Source organism: Acidilobus saccharovorans 345-15 (assembly GCF_000144915.1).
Classification (GTDB): domain Archaea; phylum Thermoproteota; class Thermoprotei_A; order Sulfolobales; family Acidilobaceae; genus Acidilobus; species Acidilobus saccharovorans.
Map to the genome: position 1 here is coordinate 185,922 of NC_014374.1, position 15,909 is coordinate 201,830.

The following is a 15,909-nucleotide window of genomic DNA, read 5'->3' on the forward strand; positions in this document are numbered from 1 at the left end:
GTTTCCGCCTGTGCTGCCCTTAGAGGGCCACGGAGTATTTTTGCGGAGGCACGTGCCGGGTAACTAAGACTTCATGCAATTATGAATTAGGGCGACGCCGGGGGTGGGATTTGAACCCACGCGCCCCTTGCGGAGCAACGGGTCTCCAGCCCGTCCCCTTGGGCCGCTCGGGCACCCCGGCGCCAAGGTGTAGATGAATGCTTGTGCTTAAATCTGTTAGCTAGCCCCTTTGCTCTTCCACATGCGCGGGTAGATGCCGCGCGGCATCACTATGCGGGTGGGCTTGACGGCTATGCCCTTATCGCGCTCCATGACTTCTTTGGCATCCATGACAGCCTCACCTAAGCCTACCAGCTCTCCCTTAAGCGTTAGCATGGCAACCCTGCCGCCTGCCTTTACATCAGGCGTGAGCAGCGATATCCCCGGCACGGCGAGGGGGGCACCGTTTACGACGCTCTCAACCGCGCTGTCCCTGAGCACAACCTTAGGTAGCTCGCACGTAATGACCTCCCCTGGGAGCACCGCCCTCCTGAGGTAGTCATCCTTACCCTCCTCCCTGAAGCGATACACGGCCTCCGAGAGCTCCTGCAGAGTGACTAAATTGTGGTCCTCGTCGAAGGGGCCCGTCTTAATTCTCCTCAGCTCCCTCATGTGCGCGCCGACTCCCAGGACAAGCCCCATGTCCCAGCACAGCTTCCTCATATAGGTCCCTGGGTCCGACTCTACCCTAAGCAGGGCCAGCCTGCCCCTGACCTCAAGCACCTCAAGCGAGAATATTCTCCTGGTGCGCAGGGCCCTCTTGACGTTGCTCCTAACGGGCGGCCTCTGATATATCGTGCCCGTGAACTCCTCCGCCACCTCCCTGAGCTTCTTCTCGCTTACATCGCCATGAAGTTGCATGACGCAGACGTACGCCTTCCTCGAGTGCACCACAGAGCCCATTATCTTGGTCATATGGTCAAGGGCTACGGGCAGGACGCCTGTTACTTTGGGATTTCCCCGCCCAGGCCACGCGGCCTGAGCCCAAGGGTCCCTCCATGCCCCGCCCGCTTAACCCCCAGGAGCCTCTTAACCCAGGCCGTGACTTCATGGCTTGTAGGCCCGGGAGGCTTGTCTATGTTAACCACCCCATAACTTATGTACTCCTCTGCGGGCCTCTCGGTTGGTATAACACCGTAGTCGCCCGAGGTGTCCTCTGGCATCTTCTCAAGCCACTGGGCCCTGTGGCCGCAGAAGTCGTTGACGAAGTTCAAAAACTCCCTTCCACGCCTTGTGAGCTCAGAGCTCAACCCTAAGCACCGGCCTCAGGCTAAGGCCTGCTGAAGCTTTACCCTCTCCCTCATAAAGTCCGCGAGGCCAGCAGCCTCTATTGCCTTGAGCACCTCCTCGTCGCTGGCCCCCTTGTTTATCTGAACTACCTTGTCTAGGGGCATTATGTGCGATATGTTTACCCTCCTCCTTCTTACGCCAGTAAGCGTCTTGGGCCCTGTGACTAGCACGTTGTTCTCATCCACTATGTCAACTATTACGCACTTCCTGCCGGCCTCACGGCCCCTCAGCTTATAGCATATCCTCCCGACCTCTATGGCAGGCACCTTAAGGCCACCCTGGAGGTTTTGAGGAGGTGGTTCACTTTAAAACTGTTCTAGCCTAAGACCCGCGTTTAAGCTCGGTCTCTTTTATCTCCCTGTCGCCAACCATGTAATAAACTCCGCTTTCCCTAACCTCAGTCTTCCAGACGGGGGCCTCATGCTTAACATGGTCAACAAGCCACTCCAGCGCCGGGAAGACGTTCTTCCTGGACTCCCCTGAGACGCCGACTACCATGGTGAGCTGGCCCGGCTTTCTTGGACCCACGAAATGTATTACGCAGGCGCCTGCCAGGGAGAACTTAGTTATGGCTTCAGAGGCTAGCTCCCTCAGCTTAGGCTCCATGAGCTCCTCGGAGTGCTCGTAGTCCAGCTCCTTAACCTGCTCTCCGTTGTTTATGCCCCGGACGATGCCTATGAAGAAGGCCACGGCCCCGACCCTAGGGTTGTCGCCGTAGAGGAAGCTGGTCAGAGAGGCTAGGTCGACCGGCTCATCGTCCCTGGCTACCTTAACCAGCACCCTCTCGCTGCCGCCGGAGGAGGGCGGGAGCACGTGAATAACCTTGGCGTCCTGAGGTATGAGCTGCGAGGGGGCAAGGGACTTTCCGTTAACTATGACTTGCACCTCGCCCTTAAGTTCCTCAAGGACCTTTCCTAGGCCCATTGATGAGAGCTTTTCAAGGAGCCCGGAGACCGTAATGCCGTCGCCGAGCTCAAGCTCCAGCTCACCCTTGCCAGCCGCCTCACGGAGCACTGAGTAGAGCCTTACCTTTACTTTCAAGCTATCACCTTAGAGCTTCCCTGCCTTCTCTTCTCGAGTGAGTCCCTGAGCTCTTTAGAGATTTGTTTGATAGGGCCCTCCACGCAAGAGGCCTCGGGCCTCTCCATAAGTAGCCTCAAGAACTTGGCTGCGCACTTGGCGCTGTGAAACTCCAGCAGCAGCTCGCCTCTCCTTATAATTATGCCCTGACCTTCATGGAAGGGCCTGCCGCACACCATGCACCTGTGAAGCTCGCCTGCGGCCATACTTTGAAGACCTATGTAAGGGGGCGCCACACTATATTTAAGCACAGACCGGCCTGCTGTAGAAGGTTTGGCGCTGTAGCCAGAGATGGTAGGACGGCAATGACTGAGGCGCTGCTGAGACCAGAGCTAATAGGCCTGATGAAGAGGAGGGGCTGGAAAGGCCTCACGGAGCTGCAGGAGAGGGCAGCGAGGGCTATACTGGCTGGCAAGAACGTGCTCATTATGGCTCCCACCGGCGAGGGCAAGACCGAGGCCGCCCTACTCCCCCTCCTCACCAGGCTTACCAACGAAGGGAACGTGATGCCCGTGAGCATACTTTATGTAACGCCGATGAGGGCGCTCATAAACGACCTCCACAGGAGGATAAGCTACTGGGCTGAGCCCCTCGGGCTGAGGGTGGCCAAGAAACACGGCGACGTGCCCAGCTCTGAGAGGTACCTTAGGCTTAGGAACCCGCCTCACGTGCTCTTAACGACGCCTGAGAGCCTCGAGATAGACTTAGACTGGGCCCCCAAGTTCAGGGAGTACTACCGTAACGTCAAGGCAGTTATTGTGGACGAGGTCCATGAGCTGCTCTCATCGAAGAGGGGAGCGCAGCTCCTCCTGCTGCTTGAAAGGCTTGCGAGGCTGGCAGGGGACTTCCAGAGGATAGGGCTCTCAGCAACCATTGGTAACCCTGGGAAGGCACTAGCATTGCTCAGGGGCAGCAGCAGGAGGGAGTCAGAGCTGGTGAGCGGTGGCGGGAACCGTGGATTCCTATTTGAGGTGAGATACATAGATGGGGCCAAGGACCCGTGGCCCAAGGTAGCGGAGATAGCGTCCTCGGAGTCCTCAGGACCGACGCTGATATTTACTAACAGCAGGTACGTGGCCGAGAAGCTCAGTCACGAGCTTCAGAAAGGCAAGCTAGAGAACGTCTATGTGCATCACTCCAGCGTCTCGGCCGAGGTCAGGGAGATGGTTGAGGAGAAGCTGAGGCGCGGCGAGGGCTGCCTGGTGGTTTGCACCAAGACGTTAGAGCTAGGGATAGACGTAGGGTCCATAAGGAAGGTCATCCAGGTTCGCGCCCCAGGCTCGGTGGCCGCGCTCATACAGAGAACAGGAAGGAGCTTCCACAGGCTGGGCGGCACTTCCATGGGCCTGATAATAACGACTGACCCAGTGGACCTGGCAGAGGCGTTAGCCGAGACTAGACTTGCAACAAGCGGCTATGTTGAGGACGAAATATTGGACGTAGCGCCAGCTGACGTTATTGCAAAAGAAGTGGTTGGAAGCGCGCTGTCAAAGGACCCCGGCCTCACTGTGGAGGAGCTTTACAAGACCCTAAAGGGTTCCCCCATCTTTAAGTTAAGCCATGAGGAGTTCCTCTCCCTGATTAAGTATATGAAGGTGAACGGCGTAATCGACGTTGATGATAAGGGCTCGATAAGGGTTGGGGGCACCTTCTACAGGATCTGGAGGCTCCGCAACGGCTCGGACAGGCCCTGGTCCCCGAGGGACTTCAGCGACTTCTTCTCTACTATTCCCAAGAGGGACATGTTTGCGGTGAGATCGCCCGATTCCGTTATCGGCTACATCGACGCTTACTTTGTTTACCGTAACTTAAGGGTTGGCGACGTGATAAGGCTTGCAGGGAGCGCCTGGGAAGTCTCAAGAATAGACGAGGTTAACGAGCGCGTTGACGTGATCCCTGCCAAGGGCTCCGGCGAGATACCCCTCTGGAAGGGCGAAGGTCTGACTAGATCAAAGGAGGTTTCAGAGGAGTTCTACAGGGTTATCCTGGACGACGGCTGGCGCGGCTACGAATCGGGCCGCGTGCTAGAAGCTATAGGCTCGTGGTATAAGTCGAGGGGAATAACGATAGGCCCCCACGACATAGCCTATGAGAGGGTTGAGAATGAGCAGGTGCTCCTAGGCCCCTTCGGCTCAAAGCTAGCCGAAACCCTGGGAGTTTTACTCGTATTTTTAGCTGCGAAGAGCAAGGGCCTTGACGCTTACTACAGGCCCTCGTTCTTCGGCGTAAGCGTTAACATGGGTGACCGTGACGCGCTGTCGGCATTAATGGAGCTAGGGCCCGAGGAGGTCAGGGAGGCCATCTATGAGGCCCTTGACTACCTTCCAATATTTCACGAGAGGCTCGCTGAGGCAAAGTACGACCTGGGCAAGCTAGGCGAAGTAAACAAAGAAAGGGACAGCACGCTAATAGATGAGGTCAAAAAGTTTATAATAAATAAGGAACTGGACGTCGAAGGCGCTATAAAGTTCGTAGAGGGTCTCAGGAAGCGCTACATAAAAGTGCATGTTATAAAGGATGGACCCTCGCCCTTGTCGCAGGAGCTCCTCTCGCTGCCGCCCGTGAGGCTCTGGGTTCAGGACCTGGCGAAGAGAATTGCCGAGCTGCTTAAAGACTGGGCCTTCACCTCAATAGAAATTGCTGAGGAACTTAAGCTCTCTGAGAAGACCGTGCTCAACAAGTTGAAGGACATGAGACGTCCTGAGTACAATGATCTGAGGGTAATCGCGTTCCTCGATGTCAACAGCGACGAGTGGAGGTGGACCCTGGCCTCCTCATTCAATGATATAGCGTCATCGGAGGACTTTGCAGAGAGCTTCACGCCTCTGGACCTTAACGCTGAGCTTAAGGTGACTGCTAAGAAGGGGTACACGTGGGAGCCCAGGGAGACCATAGTGAAGCCTAAGGACGTAGTGGACAGGTGGAACTTAATCTTGCCATATGTAGCGGGCACTGATGAGATATACGAGCTAAAGGTCTCTATGGCGGGCTATTATGGCGCAGATTACGAGAGCTCTGTCACGTATCATTACGTCAATGCCAATCACGCAAAGCTTCTAATCTTAAACGCTGCCGCATACCTGCAGAGGCACAGCAGCTCTGTCGGGAAGGTGTCGGTGTAATGAGCATATGCGATGAAGTTAACTATATTAGGATAATTGGAGCAAAGGCCTCCAAGTCCGAGAACATGGACATAAGGCTCCTAGCAGCGTCGATATACAGCGTTGCCGATATGCTTAACAGCGTATGTGAGTACCTAGATGCCAGAGAAGTAAAGCCCCTAGTTAACGAGCTTGCCGCCGCGGTTGACTCTGGTAACGTACCTAATGTGTCCTCGGCTTTAAGTGCCATCAAAGCTAAGGCCCAGAGCTATGGGAGGCTTCTTCAGTTTAGGCTCGCATCTTTAGCGACCAGGATCCTAGCGAGCCTCTCACTGGCCACCTTCTCCTTCCTGTTGATCTTAGTAGCTGTAACGCCGCTGGAGTTTGAAGTGGCGCCCATAATTCTTGGCTTATCTATTTCCGCCGGAGCCCTATACGCAAGACCCGCGGCCGACGCGCTCCTAATAGTAGCCTCTGCTATACTGATGGTCACAGGCGCGGGCAGCTCCCTCATCGTAGCACTAATTACGATGGCTGCGAGCGTTGGCAACTTATTAATAACAATAATGGCTTCATCCGGCGGGTTAACAATAAAAGCCTTTAAATGAACGGTCACGGATGGCCGTCCTAACTTTGAAGAAACGTCGCGCCGCATTTGTCTACAGCATTAGACTTCTGCTACCTCCGCCGACGTTGACAGCTCGCCTTCGTTTAACAGGCTCTCCCCCCACAGCTCCCTTTTAAGAAGTTCCCTTACGGCCACCCTTATTACCTCGCTCCTGTTTGTAAACTTCTCCTCCTTGACCAGCTCATCTATAGCCTTTACATAGAGCTCAGGCATCTTTACAGTTACCAGCTTCACGCACATCACCGCATAAAAGCTTATAACCACTGGCTTAAAGAGGAGTCAGCTCCCTCAGGCCCTTTCTTTTGTCAACATAATAGAATGGTCTCAGATAATTATTGGGGTTGCCTAGCATTAACAGACGGTTAAAGCTCCGGTGCTCTTAACCTCCAGTCCCCCCTGAACATGGGGCTGAGGCTTGCGTGCAGAGGTAGAGACGGGCTCTAGGCTTCACGGAGGCTTCTATTATGCTGCAGGCGACTGGAACGTCAGGTGGGGTTCCATAGGTTTCTACGTCGATAACCCTAAGTTCAGGGCCGCTGTGGAGCTCTCCGACAGAGAGCAGTACAGAGGGCCTCAGGAGCTGCTCGAATACGTCAAAAAAGCTGCCAAGGTAGCGGGCGTGCAGGGCTTCAACGTTGAGGTCCACGAGAGCCCTCCTATCCACAGGGGCTTCGGAACGGGAACCCAGGTACTTCTGTCCCTCTACATGGCCTTCAAGGCGCTCAAAGGAGAACAACCCGAGGCCGTCGAGGAGGCCGCCTTAAAGCTGGGAAGGTCGAGGCACAGCGGCGCTGGCACGCTTGCCTTTAAGTATGGCGGGTTTGTAATGGACGCTGGGCTGCCAGGAAGGCCCACGCCCCTCGTCACGTTGAAGATGCCGAGCGAGTGGAGGTTTGTAATAATTATACCAAAGATTGAGAGGGGGCTGACCGACGAAGAGGAGGAGAGCATTATGGAGAAGAGGCAGTGGGGCAACAGCGAGTCTAACATAGCATTTATGACGAGCGGAGCCCTCAGGCTGGCTGCCGGCATAGCAAGAGGTGATTTAGACGACGCCCTTGAGGGCCTTAGGTTCGTCCAAAGGGGCACGGGGATACTCTTCGCGTCCGTGCAAGGCGGCGAGTACAGGGGGAAGCTTAATGACCTAGCGGCCGAGGCCTGGAGGAGCAGGGTCATACTGGCTCAGTCAAGCTGGGGGCCAGCTATGTACACAATTGTTGAAAATGAGTACGAGGCCCAGGGCGACGTCATGCTTATGAAGGAAATCATGAGCAACGTTGGCCTGAGCGGAGAGGTAATCATATCGCCCCCAAGAAATTACGGCGCCTCAATTAAGATTGTGGGGTAGCCTGGGCCTCCTGCTGTTGCTGCGAAGCCTGCTGCCCTGAGGCCGACGCGCCCTGCTGGCTCAAAGTGACGTTTACAACAAGTTTGACACCCTTTATGCCAAGCAATGACGAGAGGTCCCCGAGCAGCAGCTGAAGCCTTGATTCGAGATCTGACAGCCCAAGCACCTCCTGGGGCAGCTGAAGCTCTATGGAGCCCTCCCCCTGCTGCGAGACACTTATTGAGTTCCTGTCGAGAGGCATATACCTTGTGACCAGGTACTTCACCTTGTCATCGAGGGTCTCTAGCTTTCCAACAACTTCAAGTTCCACCTTCAGGTCCCTGCCTGCAAGCGGATGGTTAAAGTCTATGTAAGCGAACCTTTCTGTGACGCTTCTTATAACTCCTATTCTGCCTCCAACCTCCACGCGGCGCCCAACCACTGGCGGAATGCCGTACCTGTTGAGCTGCTTTATGGGAAGCCTTATAATTAGGTCGTTGCGGTAGGGGCCATAGGCCTTGTCTGGCGTCGCGATGAACTCCTTCCTTTGGCCTACATCCATGTCCCTGAGCTGTTCATCTATAGCCTTTATCACCTGGCTCCTGCCTACGACTACCAGGTAAGGCTCGTATCGCCTGTTAGAGTCGTAGATGCCCGCGCTCTTGGCAACATCTTCCTTGTTAGTGTCCTCCACTATCTCCCTGTCGCCATCCTTAACACTTATCACATAGTTTATTAGCACGAAGTCCCCGTCCTTAAATGCCAATTACCCTCCCCTCCTTAGATACCAGCCCAGGTCCTTCACTGGCTCAACCCTGGTTACACGCCTGGATTTAAGCCTAATGTAGGATCCAAACCCCCACCCCAGTGGCTCCAGGGATGTGTCGAGGACCACAGAGACCCCCTCCTTAAACTTAACTATGTGCTCCTCCGTAACCTCCTTACCATAAAGGAACACCTTGGCTCCATATTCGTCTAGCACCGTGCAGTCCGTGGAGACAAAGCATTTACTGGCAAGCCTTTGAGCCAGGGGGAGTCCAGGGTGAAAGCCTTCCTTGTCAATGTAGCCTAGGTATAAGCCTACAGAGTACAGGGAGGGCAGCCTGCTCACAGCCTCTTCAACGCGGCTCGTGACGTCAAATATATCATAATAATTGCCATCAGGAACCTCAAGGTAATAGGGCCTTGTCGCTATGGCAGACATGGGGAGACCTAAGGCTTCGGCGAACTCCTTTAGCTTTTTAAGCATGTCGTCAGTGAGCCCCATCAGTCTAGGCGCCTTAGCTTGCATATGAAGAACCCCTCCGTGCCTTGCTTGTGGGGGAACAGCCTGCCGCAGCCCTTCACCCTGTCATCAAATATTACGCCTCTGTACTCCTCGAAGGGCTTACTTAGGGGAAACCCAAAGGGCCTCTCAGTGGTCACGTAATCCTTATCAGCAAGGACCTTATGCACGGTGTATTCGCCCTCCTCGACGGCCGTCGAGCAGGCGGCATATGTCACGGTTCCGCCGGGGCTCACTATGGACAACGCCCTGTTGAGGAGTTCCACCTGAAGCTCATGTATTCTCCTTAGGTCTGAGATGGAGGTCTTCGTCTTTCTGTTCTTGTCCTTCCTTATAATGCCTTCACCGCTTGACGGGGCGTCAAGGAGCACCTGCGCTGGCTTAGTGTCCAGGCTTAGGAACCTGGCATCTGACCTTATCAGTATGTAGTTGCTAAAGCCCATCCTCTGTAAGTTCGACCTGAGCGCCTTAATCCTCTCCCTCTTGGGTTCCACCGCTATTAGCAGGGAGGAGTCCCTGGTGAGCTGCAATATCTGCGTCGACTTACCCCCAGGGGCAGCGGCCATGTCAAGTATTGTGGCTGAGGGCCTTGGGTTCATAACGTAAACTATAAGCATGGAGCCCGGGTCCTGAAGGTAATAATAACCCTTCAAGTACTCATGAGTCGCCCCAGGGCTTATGGGGGAGCTTATCACGTGGTAGCCGTGTGGAAGGAACGGCACCCTCTCAAGCTCAAAGCCGGCCTCCCCTAGCCTTGACTCGAGCTCCCCGCAGCTTATCTTAAAGTCGTTACACCTGAGGGTCTCAGGCATGGGAACTTCATTGGCCTCCAGGAGGTCCTCAGCCTCGTCCCCTAACAGCTCCAGGTACCTCTCTACTATGTATGGCAGGTACCCGTACTTCTGGGCCAGCCTCCTGGCCTCGGGTGTTGACCTGTCGCTGAATATTACTTCATCACTTCTGTCCCACCGCTCGCTCTGCTTAGGCAATCCTAGCCCCCTAGGCTAAAAACCCAGAGTACTTGATTCTGGTGGGGAATTAAGCTTGAAGCAGTTTAAGAGGCTGGTGTTTCCAGGCAGGTTTCAGCCCCCGCACTTAGGGCACATAAGCGCTATAAAGTACGCCCTTGAACTTGCCGACGAGCTGATCGTTATAATCGGCAGCGCCCAGGACAGCTTCTCACTAAAGAACCCGCTGACTGCAGGCGAGAGGCTTCAGCTCCTTAGGACCGTGCTAGCTCACGAGCTTGGCGACGACTACTGCAAGAGGGTTTCGATAATACCAGTTACGGATATAGAGATGAACAAGGTCTGGGTCCAGTACCTTAGGATGCTGCTCGGGGAGTTTGACGGCGTGGTCTCAGGCAACCCGCTGGTCTTGCAGCTCTTCAGGGATGCGGGGCTGGCCGCCGTAGAGCAGCCCATGTTCAACAGGAGCGAGTGCAGCGGGACCAGGATCAGGGAGCTGATACTTCAGGGCTCCAGCACGTGGGCCTCCTGCGTCCCACCTTACCTGCTGCCCGAGCTCGAAAGGCTCAACTTCGTTGGCAGGCTGCGCAGCCTAGCCTCTGAGGGCTAGCCAAGCACATGACCCTCCCGCCCTGAAGGGCGAGGCTTACAGTTAGTTTTGCCATGAGGGCCGCAGTAAACTATTATTAGGGACCCAAGGCATTAAAGTAACGGTGAACGGTGTGGAGCTTGAGGTTATAGACATCCCCATACCTGAGGGAGCCAATGTAATCATAGGCAGAAGCCACTTCATCAAGACCACTGAGGACCTCTATGAGGCCCTGGTCACCTCCTCGCCTGGCATAAAGTTTGGCCTCGCCTTCTGTGAGGCCTCCGGCAAAAGGCTAGTTAGAAGGGAGGGCAACGACGAGGAGCTAGTCAAGACCGCCACTGAGGCCTGCCTTAAGATAGGGGCAGGCCACGTCTTCGTAATATACATAAGGAACGCTTACCCCATAAATGTACTCAACGCCATAAAGCAGGTGCAGGAGGTGGTTTCCATAGACGTGGCCACCGCAAACCCCGTCAAGGTCGTAGTTGCTGACCTAGGCGAAAGCAGGGCCCTGCTAGGAGTCAGTGATGGGTTTAAGCCACTCGGTGTTGAGAGTGAAGAGGACGTGAAGGAGAGAAGGGAGTTCCTGAGGAAGATAGGTTATAAGCTATGAGCAGCACAGCACCTGAGGGCTAAAGGTGCTAATAGTAGCGGTAACTGGCATGCCGGGAAGCGGGAAGAGCTGCTTTGCCAGGGTGCTCTCAGAGGAGCTTAACGCCAAACTTATAGTTATGGGCGACGTAGTAAGGGAGGAGGTTAAGAAAAGGGGCCTGCCCCTCACCGTGACTAACATAGAGAGCGTCGCCACTGAGCTCAGGAAGATTTACGGCAGGGGCGCCGTGGGCCTAAAGGTTGCAGAGACGTTAAAGGAGCTCCAGGGGCAGTACGAGTACGTTGTCGTAGACGGCGTCAGAAGCCCCGAAGAAATAACTTACCTCAGGGCGGCCGGCGACCTCTGCGTTGTGGCCGTCCACGCTGCCCCAGCCATAAGGTTTGAGAGGGAGCTGAGGAGGGCCAGGGAGGGCGCCTCAACGCTGGATGAGCTTAAGTTCAGGGACTCCAAGAACCTGGAGTATGGCATAGGTGACGTGATAGCGATGGCCGACTACATGATAATAAATGAGTCAGACGTCCAAGAGCTTGTGGGGCAGGCCAGCAGGCTTGCTAAGGTGATAAGGGATGGGCTCTGGAGAGATCGTTGCAGAGGTTGAGCTTAGGCCAACGGAGAGCGAGGAGAAAGTCATGAAGGCCCTCACCAACATCTTTGACCCTGAGAGGGTTGAGAAGGTCCAGGCCGGTGACTATGAAATAATTAGGGCGTACGCGAGCTCCCTGGCCTCGCTTCAGAAGCTTCACAGGCTCCTTAGAACCCAGGAGATCCTTGAGGCGACAAGGAGCTACATGTTAAAGGAGCTCAAAGGAGACGCTGTCACGCTGCTTTTCCACAAGCAGGCAGCCTACGAGGGGAAGGTGAGCCTCCTAACTTGGGGCGAGGAGTCGCCGCTGGGCCCCATAAAGATAACAATAAGGCACCCAAGTATAAGGGACGTCATAGACTGGCTGGCCCCCCAGACCTCAAGGGGAAGGCCGCTCTGGGAGAGGAGCATGCCGGACCCTTAGACGTTAGCCACAAACCTTGCCAGGTCCCAGGCGAGCACGGAGTTTGGGAACACGGACCTTGCCTCCTGTTCCAGCTGCAGGGCTTCATAGCCCTCATACCTGGTGCTTATGTGGGACAGTATCAGCTTCCCAACGTTGGCCTTTACGGCGTCTTCCGCAGCTCCGACGCTTGTGCTGTGACCATATTTTGATGCCTCATCCTTCATAGACGAGTCAAAGGTGGACTCGTGTATGAGTACGTTGGCCCCTGAGGCGCCCTTGACTACGCTGTCGCAGGGCGAGGTGTCCCCTGTATATGACAGCTTGAATGACCTAGGGGAGGTAAGCCCTGAACCTCCCTCCTCGAGCAGCTTGCGCGCCTGTGAGGGCTCGACCGGCTCAGCTATCCTTGGGCCTAACTCCCATGTAAGCGAGTACCCGTAGGCCTCTATGGAGTGGCATGCCCTGAACCAGCTCAACACCAGCCTGTCCCTGCCCCACGACGAGAGGGTAAGCGAGCCCTCGTCCCCAGTAACGTCTATTACATTAACGGGGAACTGGTCCTCAAACTTGTTAGCATTTATAAGTTCCCTTATCGGCTCCGCTAAGTACTTGGGCGCTATTATTGTGAGCCTGCTCTTCCTCCCACTTAACTGCATCGTGCCTAGCAAGCCCGGAAGGCCGTTTATGTGATCCCCATGCCCATGAGTTAACACAATGAAGTCCACCTTAGTGGGGGATATCCCCGCCTGCCTGAGCCTCTGCTGGGCCCCCTCCCCAGAGTCCATGAGTATGACGTTGCCCGCCCAGTCCCTCACCACATAGGCGGCGGTGAACCTTTCAAGGCTCGGCAATGCCGCGCCCGTGCCAAGGGTTATGACCTCTACCTGTCTCGCCACAGCGCCTTGCCCGCGCGCTGGGAGCTACGTGGCCTTTTTAGCCACAACTATTTGCCTGGTGAGCCCAGAGTGCACGTATTGATCTATTCTGGCTATTAGGTCAAAGCCTTGCTCAACGGCATACTTATAGGGGGCCAGATCGACGGGCCCTGCGTAGGCAACGTAGCCGCCAGGCTTCAGCACTCGGGCCGACTCCTGGAGGAACCCCTCGACTAGGTCTCCATAGCTCTCCCCAACAACCCTGGTCGACCTGCCATAGGGGGGATCGCTGGCTATAGAATCGACGCTGCCCTCCTTTAGGGGAAGGCGCCTCGCGTTGGCAATAAGCGACAAAGAGTCTAGCCCAGCCCATGAGAAGTTGGTCTTAGAGCCGTAAGCCATTGAACCGTCTATGTCAACGCACAGCGCCTTGCTGCCTCCGGCAAGCACGGCCTCTAGCGCAAGGGTTCCGGTTCCACAGAAAGCGTCCAGAAACGTGCCCCCATAAGGTAGTCTTGAGAGGTTCACCATAGCCCTGGAGAGCCTTATGTCGAGCTCCCCTGACCTCCAGAACGGCCTGTTTGGGGGCGACCTGAGCTTAACGTTGCCAAGGTCCCTTCTACCGACGGCAAGGCCAACTATAGCAACGCCCTCGCTTATTAGTATCCTTACGGTGTTCTCCGAGCTTAGGCTTGGCCTTATGGAGAGTTTGGTAAGACCCCTCAGAAGTTCTGTAGGACTGCAGCAGGGCTCCACCTTAATCGAGGTCAGCTCGAGCTTAAAAGACTTGAGCCCCCTGAGCTCCAGCGACCTCAGGGCCTTAGCCAACAGCTCTTCGACCTCGCACCTCTCCCCATAGGCTAGCACCTCCCCGACCTCCTTCACGTAAGCTGCCCTCTTGGCATAGGCCGATACGTTTACAACGTCGGCGTTAAAGAGCACTACCTGGTCAAGCCTTAACAGCGGCTTGTACGCTGAACCGCTTAGCTCTACCAGGGCTTTCAGCTCCTCCTCTGGAAGCCTTGGGTGTCTGCCAGATAGGTAGGCGTAAAGCATGCACTCGTTCTCCTGATAAGGGCGACCCCCGAGAGCTTAAGAGATCTTGAGCGCAGGCTTTTAAATAGAGGATGCACAGACAAGGCCCACGAGTGCCGCCGTAGCTCAGCCGGTAGACCCTGCGCGGGCCGCCAGCGCCGGCCTTGTAAGCCGGTGGTCGCGGGTTCAAGTCCCGCCGGCGGCTCCACTACTACTTGATCATTATTTAGAGGTAGAGAAGTAAAATGACCACAGCTATGTCGCCTGCGAAACCGACGCTCATTATCATGGAGAGCGCATTATTTGATAGCCCTCCAGCGACAAAGGCCATGCCTGCAATGCCTGCCATCAACGTCATGATCCCGCCTATAACCGATAGCGTGGCCTTCACTACATTCCTGGACAGCAGCGACAGCACAAGAATTACTATGAATAGAAGACCTATGATAACCCCTACTGCCATGTGAGGCGCAAGCAATGGTATAAGTGAGAAGTAGTACATCATGTACCCCATCATGAAGTAGCTGTGAGGCGGAGTAACATTCATGGGCGCGAAAAGGTTAATCCACATGCCAATTATAAACTGAATGGTCAATAATACAGCCTGAACCAGCGACACGGCCTTTAGCGACTTGCTAGCTCCGCCTGCTTGATTAACCAACTTGAATCCTGTAAGGGGCTGAAACTGCAACTTAAAAGCGTGAGCCTAAATTGTTGCCCTAAAGCCCCTAGCAAAACTTCCATTATATTAAAGCCGGCCATCAGGAATTAAATTTAAAGGCCTTCACGCTGGCCTGCCCCTTCAAAGCCCAACTCAGAAAGCTCGATTTCCAAAACTTAGCCGCTCTGACGTGCAACCTGTGGGTTATATCATGACGTAATGCAGCAGGAATGGCCTAGAGTGGCTAAACCGCATTTACAGCGGCGAGTCCTTCAATAGCGTTTCCACACCTTCCTTGAAGAAAGGGTGTAGTTCACTACGAAACCTGCAAGAATACCAACAAAGAGCCCCAACAGGGGGTTCACGTGCGTTAGCCTAGTCACGAGCTCCGCAACAAAAAATATCGTAAGCCCTGCTGGAGCTACCATTAAGTGGTACCTCACGAGCCTCGAGTACCAGCGGCCTGGCCTCCTGTCCCTGAAGGTCCAGAGATCATTAAGCATGAAGTTGCTCAGTATACTTACCTCTATGCCTCCAACGTAGGAAAACGTGTAGTTAGTAACGAGGAGCAGCGCCGCTGCAACTCCTTCGTTAACCCCCGTTCCTATGGCGCCTACGACAGCGAACTTGATGGGTCTTGAAATCTTTATCACGTGCCATAAGTAATCTAAAATGGTCTTCGCGCCGAGCTTGCTCTTGCCGCTGAGCCTGCGCGAGAATACGTAGGGCACGTCGACAACTCTGGCCTGCGGGTTCCTGTAAAGTATCTCAAGTAGCGCCTTGTAACCCGTGGGGTTTGCCTCCTCTATCGAGATGGCACCCCTTCTTATCATAAAGAAGCCAGACATGGGATCAGTGGTCCTCCTGGACTCAGGCACAAGAAGCCTAGCTATAACCGTGGCCCCCCAGCTTATTAGCCTCCTTATAGGGCTCCAGCCCTCGGTTCCCCCGCCCTTTGTGTATCTGCTCGCCACAACTATGTCCGCGCCCTTCTCCTCAGCCGCCTTCAGCATCAATGGTATAACCTCCGGCGGGTGCTGCAAGTCGGCGTCCATAACTACTACATATCTTCCTTTCGAGGCCCTTATGCCGTCGATTATAGCGGTGGCTAACCCCCTCCTGTTCTTCCTAAGGATCAGCTTAACCCTTGGATCCACCTTACTAATCTCCATAATTGCCTCGGCAGTGCCATCAGGGCTATTGTCGTCAACAAATATGATCTCGTATTGATTTATTTTCGCCAAAGCCTCGTTCAGTCTCTTAGCCAGCGGAACTACGTTTTCCCTCTCGTTGTATGTCGGCACCACCACGCTCAGAATGGTCTCGCTCAAGCGGTTCACCTTGGAGTTTATCGCAGCGGCCAATGATGCAGTTGCTAAAGACTCACGTTAAAAGCCCTAACAGTCACAGCTAATAAAGAGCAACA

At 54.9% G+C, this 15,909-nt stretch carries 18 protein-coding genes, 2 tRNA genes and 1 pseudogene; 8 read left to right on the top strand and 13 right to left on the bottom strand.

Features of this window, described 5'->3' with window-relative positions; translation table 11 throughout:
* Positions 1–95 precede the first annotated feature (95 nt).
* The 5 genes and pseudogenes from ASAC_RS00900 to ASAC_RS00925 form a co-directional block, all read right to left on the bottom strand.
* Positions 96–181, bottom strand: a tRNA-Ser gene (locus ASAC_RS00900).
* 35 nt (positions 182–216) lie between these two features.
* A pseudogene (locus ASAC_RS00905) lies at positions 217–1,202 on the bottom strand (RNA-guided pseudouridylation complex pseudouridine synthase subunit Cbf5).
* Between the two features lie 102 nt (positions 1,203–1,304).
* Positions 1,305–1,595, bottom strand: coding sequence for a 50S ribosomal protein L14e (locus ASAC_RS00915; protein ID WP_013266097.1), 291 nt, complete (start codon positions 1,593–1,595; stop codon positions 1,305–1,307).
* A gap of 55 nt (positions 1,596–1,650) precedes the next feature.
* Positions 1,651–2,370: a molybdenum cofactor biosynthesis protein gene (locus tag ASAC_RS00920; RefSeq protein ID WP_013266098.1), complete on the bottom strand. Its 720-nt coding sequence runs from the start codon at positions 2,368–2,370 to the stop codon at positions 1,651–1,653.
* On the bottom strand, positions 2,367–2,615 hold the full coding sequence (locus ASAC_RS00925) for a hypothetical protein (RefSeq protein WP_013266099.1): 249 nt from the start codon (positions 2,613–2,615) through the stop codon (positions 2,367–2,369). The genes ASAC_RS00920 and ASAC_RS00925 overlap by 4 nt, the downstream gene beginning before the upstream one ends.
* Before the next feature lie 99 nt (positions 2,616–2,714).
* Here ASAC_RS00925 and ASAC_RS00930 point away from each other — a divergent pair, with 99 nt between their 5' ends.
* Positions 2,715–5,531 (top strand): DEAD/DEAH box helicase, encoded by a 2,817-nt coding sequence (locus ASAC_RS00930; protein ID WP_013266100.1) that lies wholly within the window; start codon positions 2,715–2,717, stop codon positions 5,529–5,531.
* A gap of 65 nt (positions 5,532–5,596) precedes the next feature.
* Entirely contained in the window at positions 5,597–6,118 is a 522-nt protein-coding gene (locus ASAC_RS00935) for a hypothetical protein (protein ID WP_148217080.1), read from the top strand.
* A 59-nt stretch (positions 6,119–6,177) separates the two neighbouring features.
* Here the strand turns inward: ASAC_RS00935 and ASAC_RS00940 are convergent, their stop codons facing one another.
* Entirely contained in the window at positions 6,178–6,378 is a 201-nt protein-coding gene (locus ASAC_RS00940) for a ribbon-helix-helix domain-containing protein (protein WP_048812931.1), read from the bottom strand.
* A gap of 175 nt (positions 6,379–6,553) precedes the next feature.
* Between ASAC_RS00940 and ASAC_RS00945 the strand changes: the two genes are divergently transcribed.
* Positions 6,554–7,486, top strand: a complete 933-nt coding sequence (locus ASAC_RS00945) for a GHMP family kinase ATP-binding protein (RefSeq protein ID WP_013266103.1) — start codon at positions 6,554–6,556, stop codon at positions 7,484–7,486.
* On the opposite strand, the gene ASAC_RS00950 is transcribed toward ASAC_RS00945, so the two are convergent.
* The 3 genes from ASAC_RS00950 to ASAC_RS00960 are packed head-to-tail and all read right to left on the bottom strand — an operon-like array spanning position 7,470 to position 9,739.
* On the bottom strand, positions 7,470–8,231 hold the full coding sequence (locus tag ASAC_RS00950; RefSeq protein ID WP_013266104.1) for an FKBP-type peptidyl-prolyl cis-trans isomerase: 762 nt from the start codon (positions 8,229–8,231) through the stop codon (positions 7,470–7,472). The genes ASAC_RS00945 and ASAC_RS00950 overlap by 17 nt on opposite strands.
* Positions 8,232–8,732 (bottom strand): PUA domain-containing protein, encoded by a 501-nt coding sequence (locus tag ASAC_RS00955; RefSeq protein WP_013266105.1) that lies wholly within the window; start codon positions 8,730–8,732, stop codon positions 8,232–8,234.
* The gene (locus tag ASAC_RS00960; protein ID WP_013266106.1) at positions 8,732–9,739 is read right to left on the bottom strand and encodes an RsmB/NOP family class I SAM-dependent RNA methyltransferase; all 1,008 of its coding nucleotides are present in this window, start codon (positions 9,737–9,739) and stop codon (positions 8,732–8,734) included. The genes ASAC_RS00955 and ASAC_RS00960 overlap by 1 nt, the downstream gene beginning before the upstream one ends.
* A gap of 55 nt (positions 9,740–9,794) precedes the next feature.
* Between ASAC_RS00960 and ASAC_RS00965 the strand changes: the two genes are divergently transcribed.
* The 4 genes from ASAC_RS00965 to ASAC_RS00980 all read left to right on the top strand — a co-directional run bounded on the left by ASAC_RS00965 (position 9,795) and on the right by ASAC_RS00980 (position 11,930).
* A complete protein-coding gene (locus ASAC_RS00965; RefSeq protein WP_013266107.1) occupies positions 9,795–10,328 on the top strand; it encodes a nicotinamide-nucleotide adenylyltransferase in 534 nt (177 codons plus the stop codon).
* A gap of 103 nt (positions 10,329–10,431) precedes the next feature.
* Positions 10,432–10,923, top strand: a complete 492-nt coding sequence (locus ASAC_RS00970) for an adenosine-specific kinase (protein WP_013266108.1) — start codon at positions 10,432–10,434, stop codon at positions 10,921–10,923.
* Between the two features lie 25 nt (positions 10,924–10,948).
* The gene (locus tag ASAC_RS00975) at positions 10,949–11,521 is read left to right on the top strand and encodes an AAA family ATPase (protein WP_013266109.1); all 573 of its coding nucleotides are present in this window, start codon (positions 10,949–10,951) and stop codon (positions 11,519–11,521) included.
* On the top strand, positions 11,490–11,930 hold the full coding sequence (locus tag ASAC_RS00980; RefSeq protein ID WP_013266110.1) for an RNA-binding domain-containing protein: 441 nt from the start codon (positions 11,490–11,492) through the stop codon (positions 11,928–11,930). The genes ASAC_RS00975 and ASAC_RS00980 overlap by 32 nt, the downstream gene beginning before the upstream one ends.
* On the opposite strand, the gene ASAC_RS00985 is transcribed toward ASAC_RS00980, so the two are convergent.
* The gene (locus ASAC_RS00985; RefSeq protein ID WP_013266111.1) at positions 11,927–12,808 is read right to left on the bottom strand and encodes a ribonuclease Z; all 882 of its coding nucleotides are present in this window, start codon (positions 12,806–12,808) and stop codon (positions 11,927–11,929) included. The genes ASAC_RS00980 and ASAC_RS00985 overlap by 4 nt on opposite strands.
* Before the next feature lie 24 nt (positions 12,809–12,832).
* Positions 12,833–13,843: a TRM11 family SAM-dependent methyltransferase gene (locus tag ASAC_RS00990; RefSeq protein WP_013266112.1), complete on the bottom strand. Its 1,011-nt coding sequence runs from the start codon at positions 13,841–13,843 to the stop codon at positions 12,833–12,835.
* A gap of 94 nt (positions 13,844–13,937) precedes the next feature.
* Here ASAC_RS00990 and ASAC_RS00995 point away from each other — a divergent pair.
* Positions 13,938–14,030, top strand: a tRNA-Thr gene (locus ASAC_RS00995).
* A gap of 18 nt (positions 14,031–14,048) precedes the next feature.
* On the opposite strand, the gene ASAC_RS01000 is transcribed toward ASAC_RS00995, so the two are convergent.
* Both ASAC_RS01000 and ASAC_RS01005 read right to left on the bottom strand, forming a co-directional pair.
* A complete protein-coding gene (locus ASAC_RS01000) occupies positions 14,049–14,417 on the bottom strand; it encodes a hypothetical protein (protein ID WP_148217082.1) in 369 nt (122 codons plus the stop codon).
* Positions 14,418–14,755: 338 nt separating this feature from the next.
* Complete coding sequence (locus ASAC_RS01005) at positions 14,756–15,823, bottom strand: glycosyltransferase (RefSeq protein WP_420805104.1); 1,068 nt, start codon at positions 15,821–15,823, stop codon at positions 14,756–14,758.
* Between the last annotated feature and the right edge of the window lie 86 nt (positions 15,824–15,909).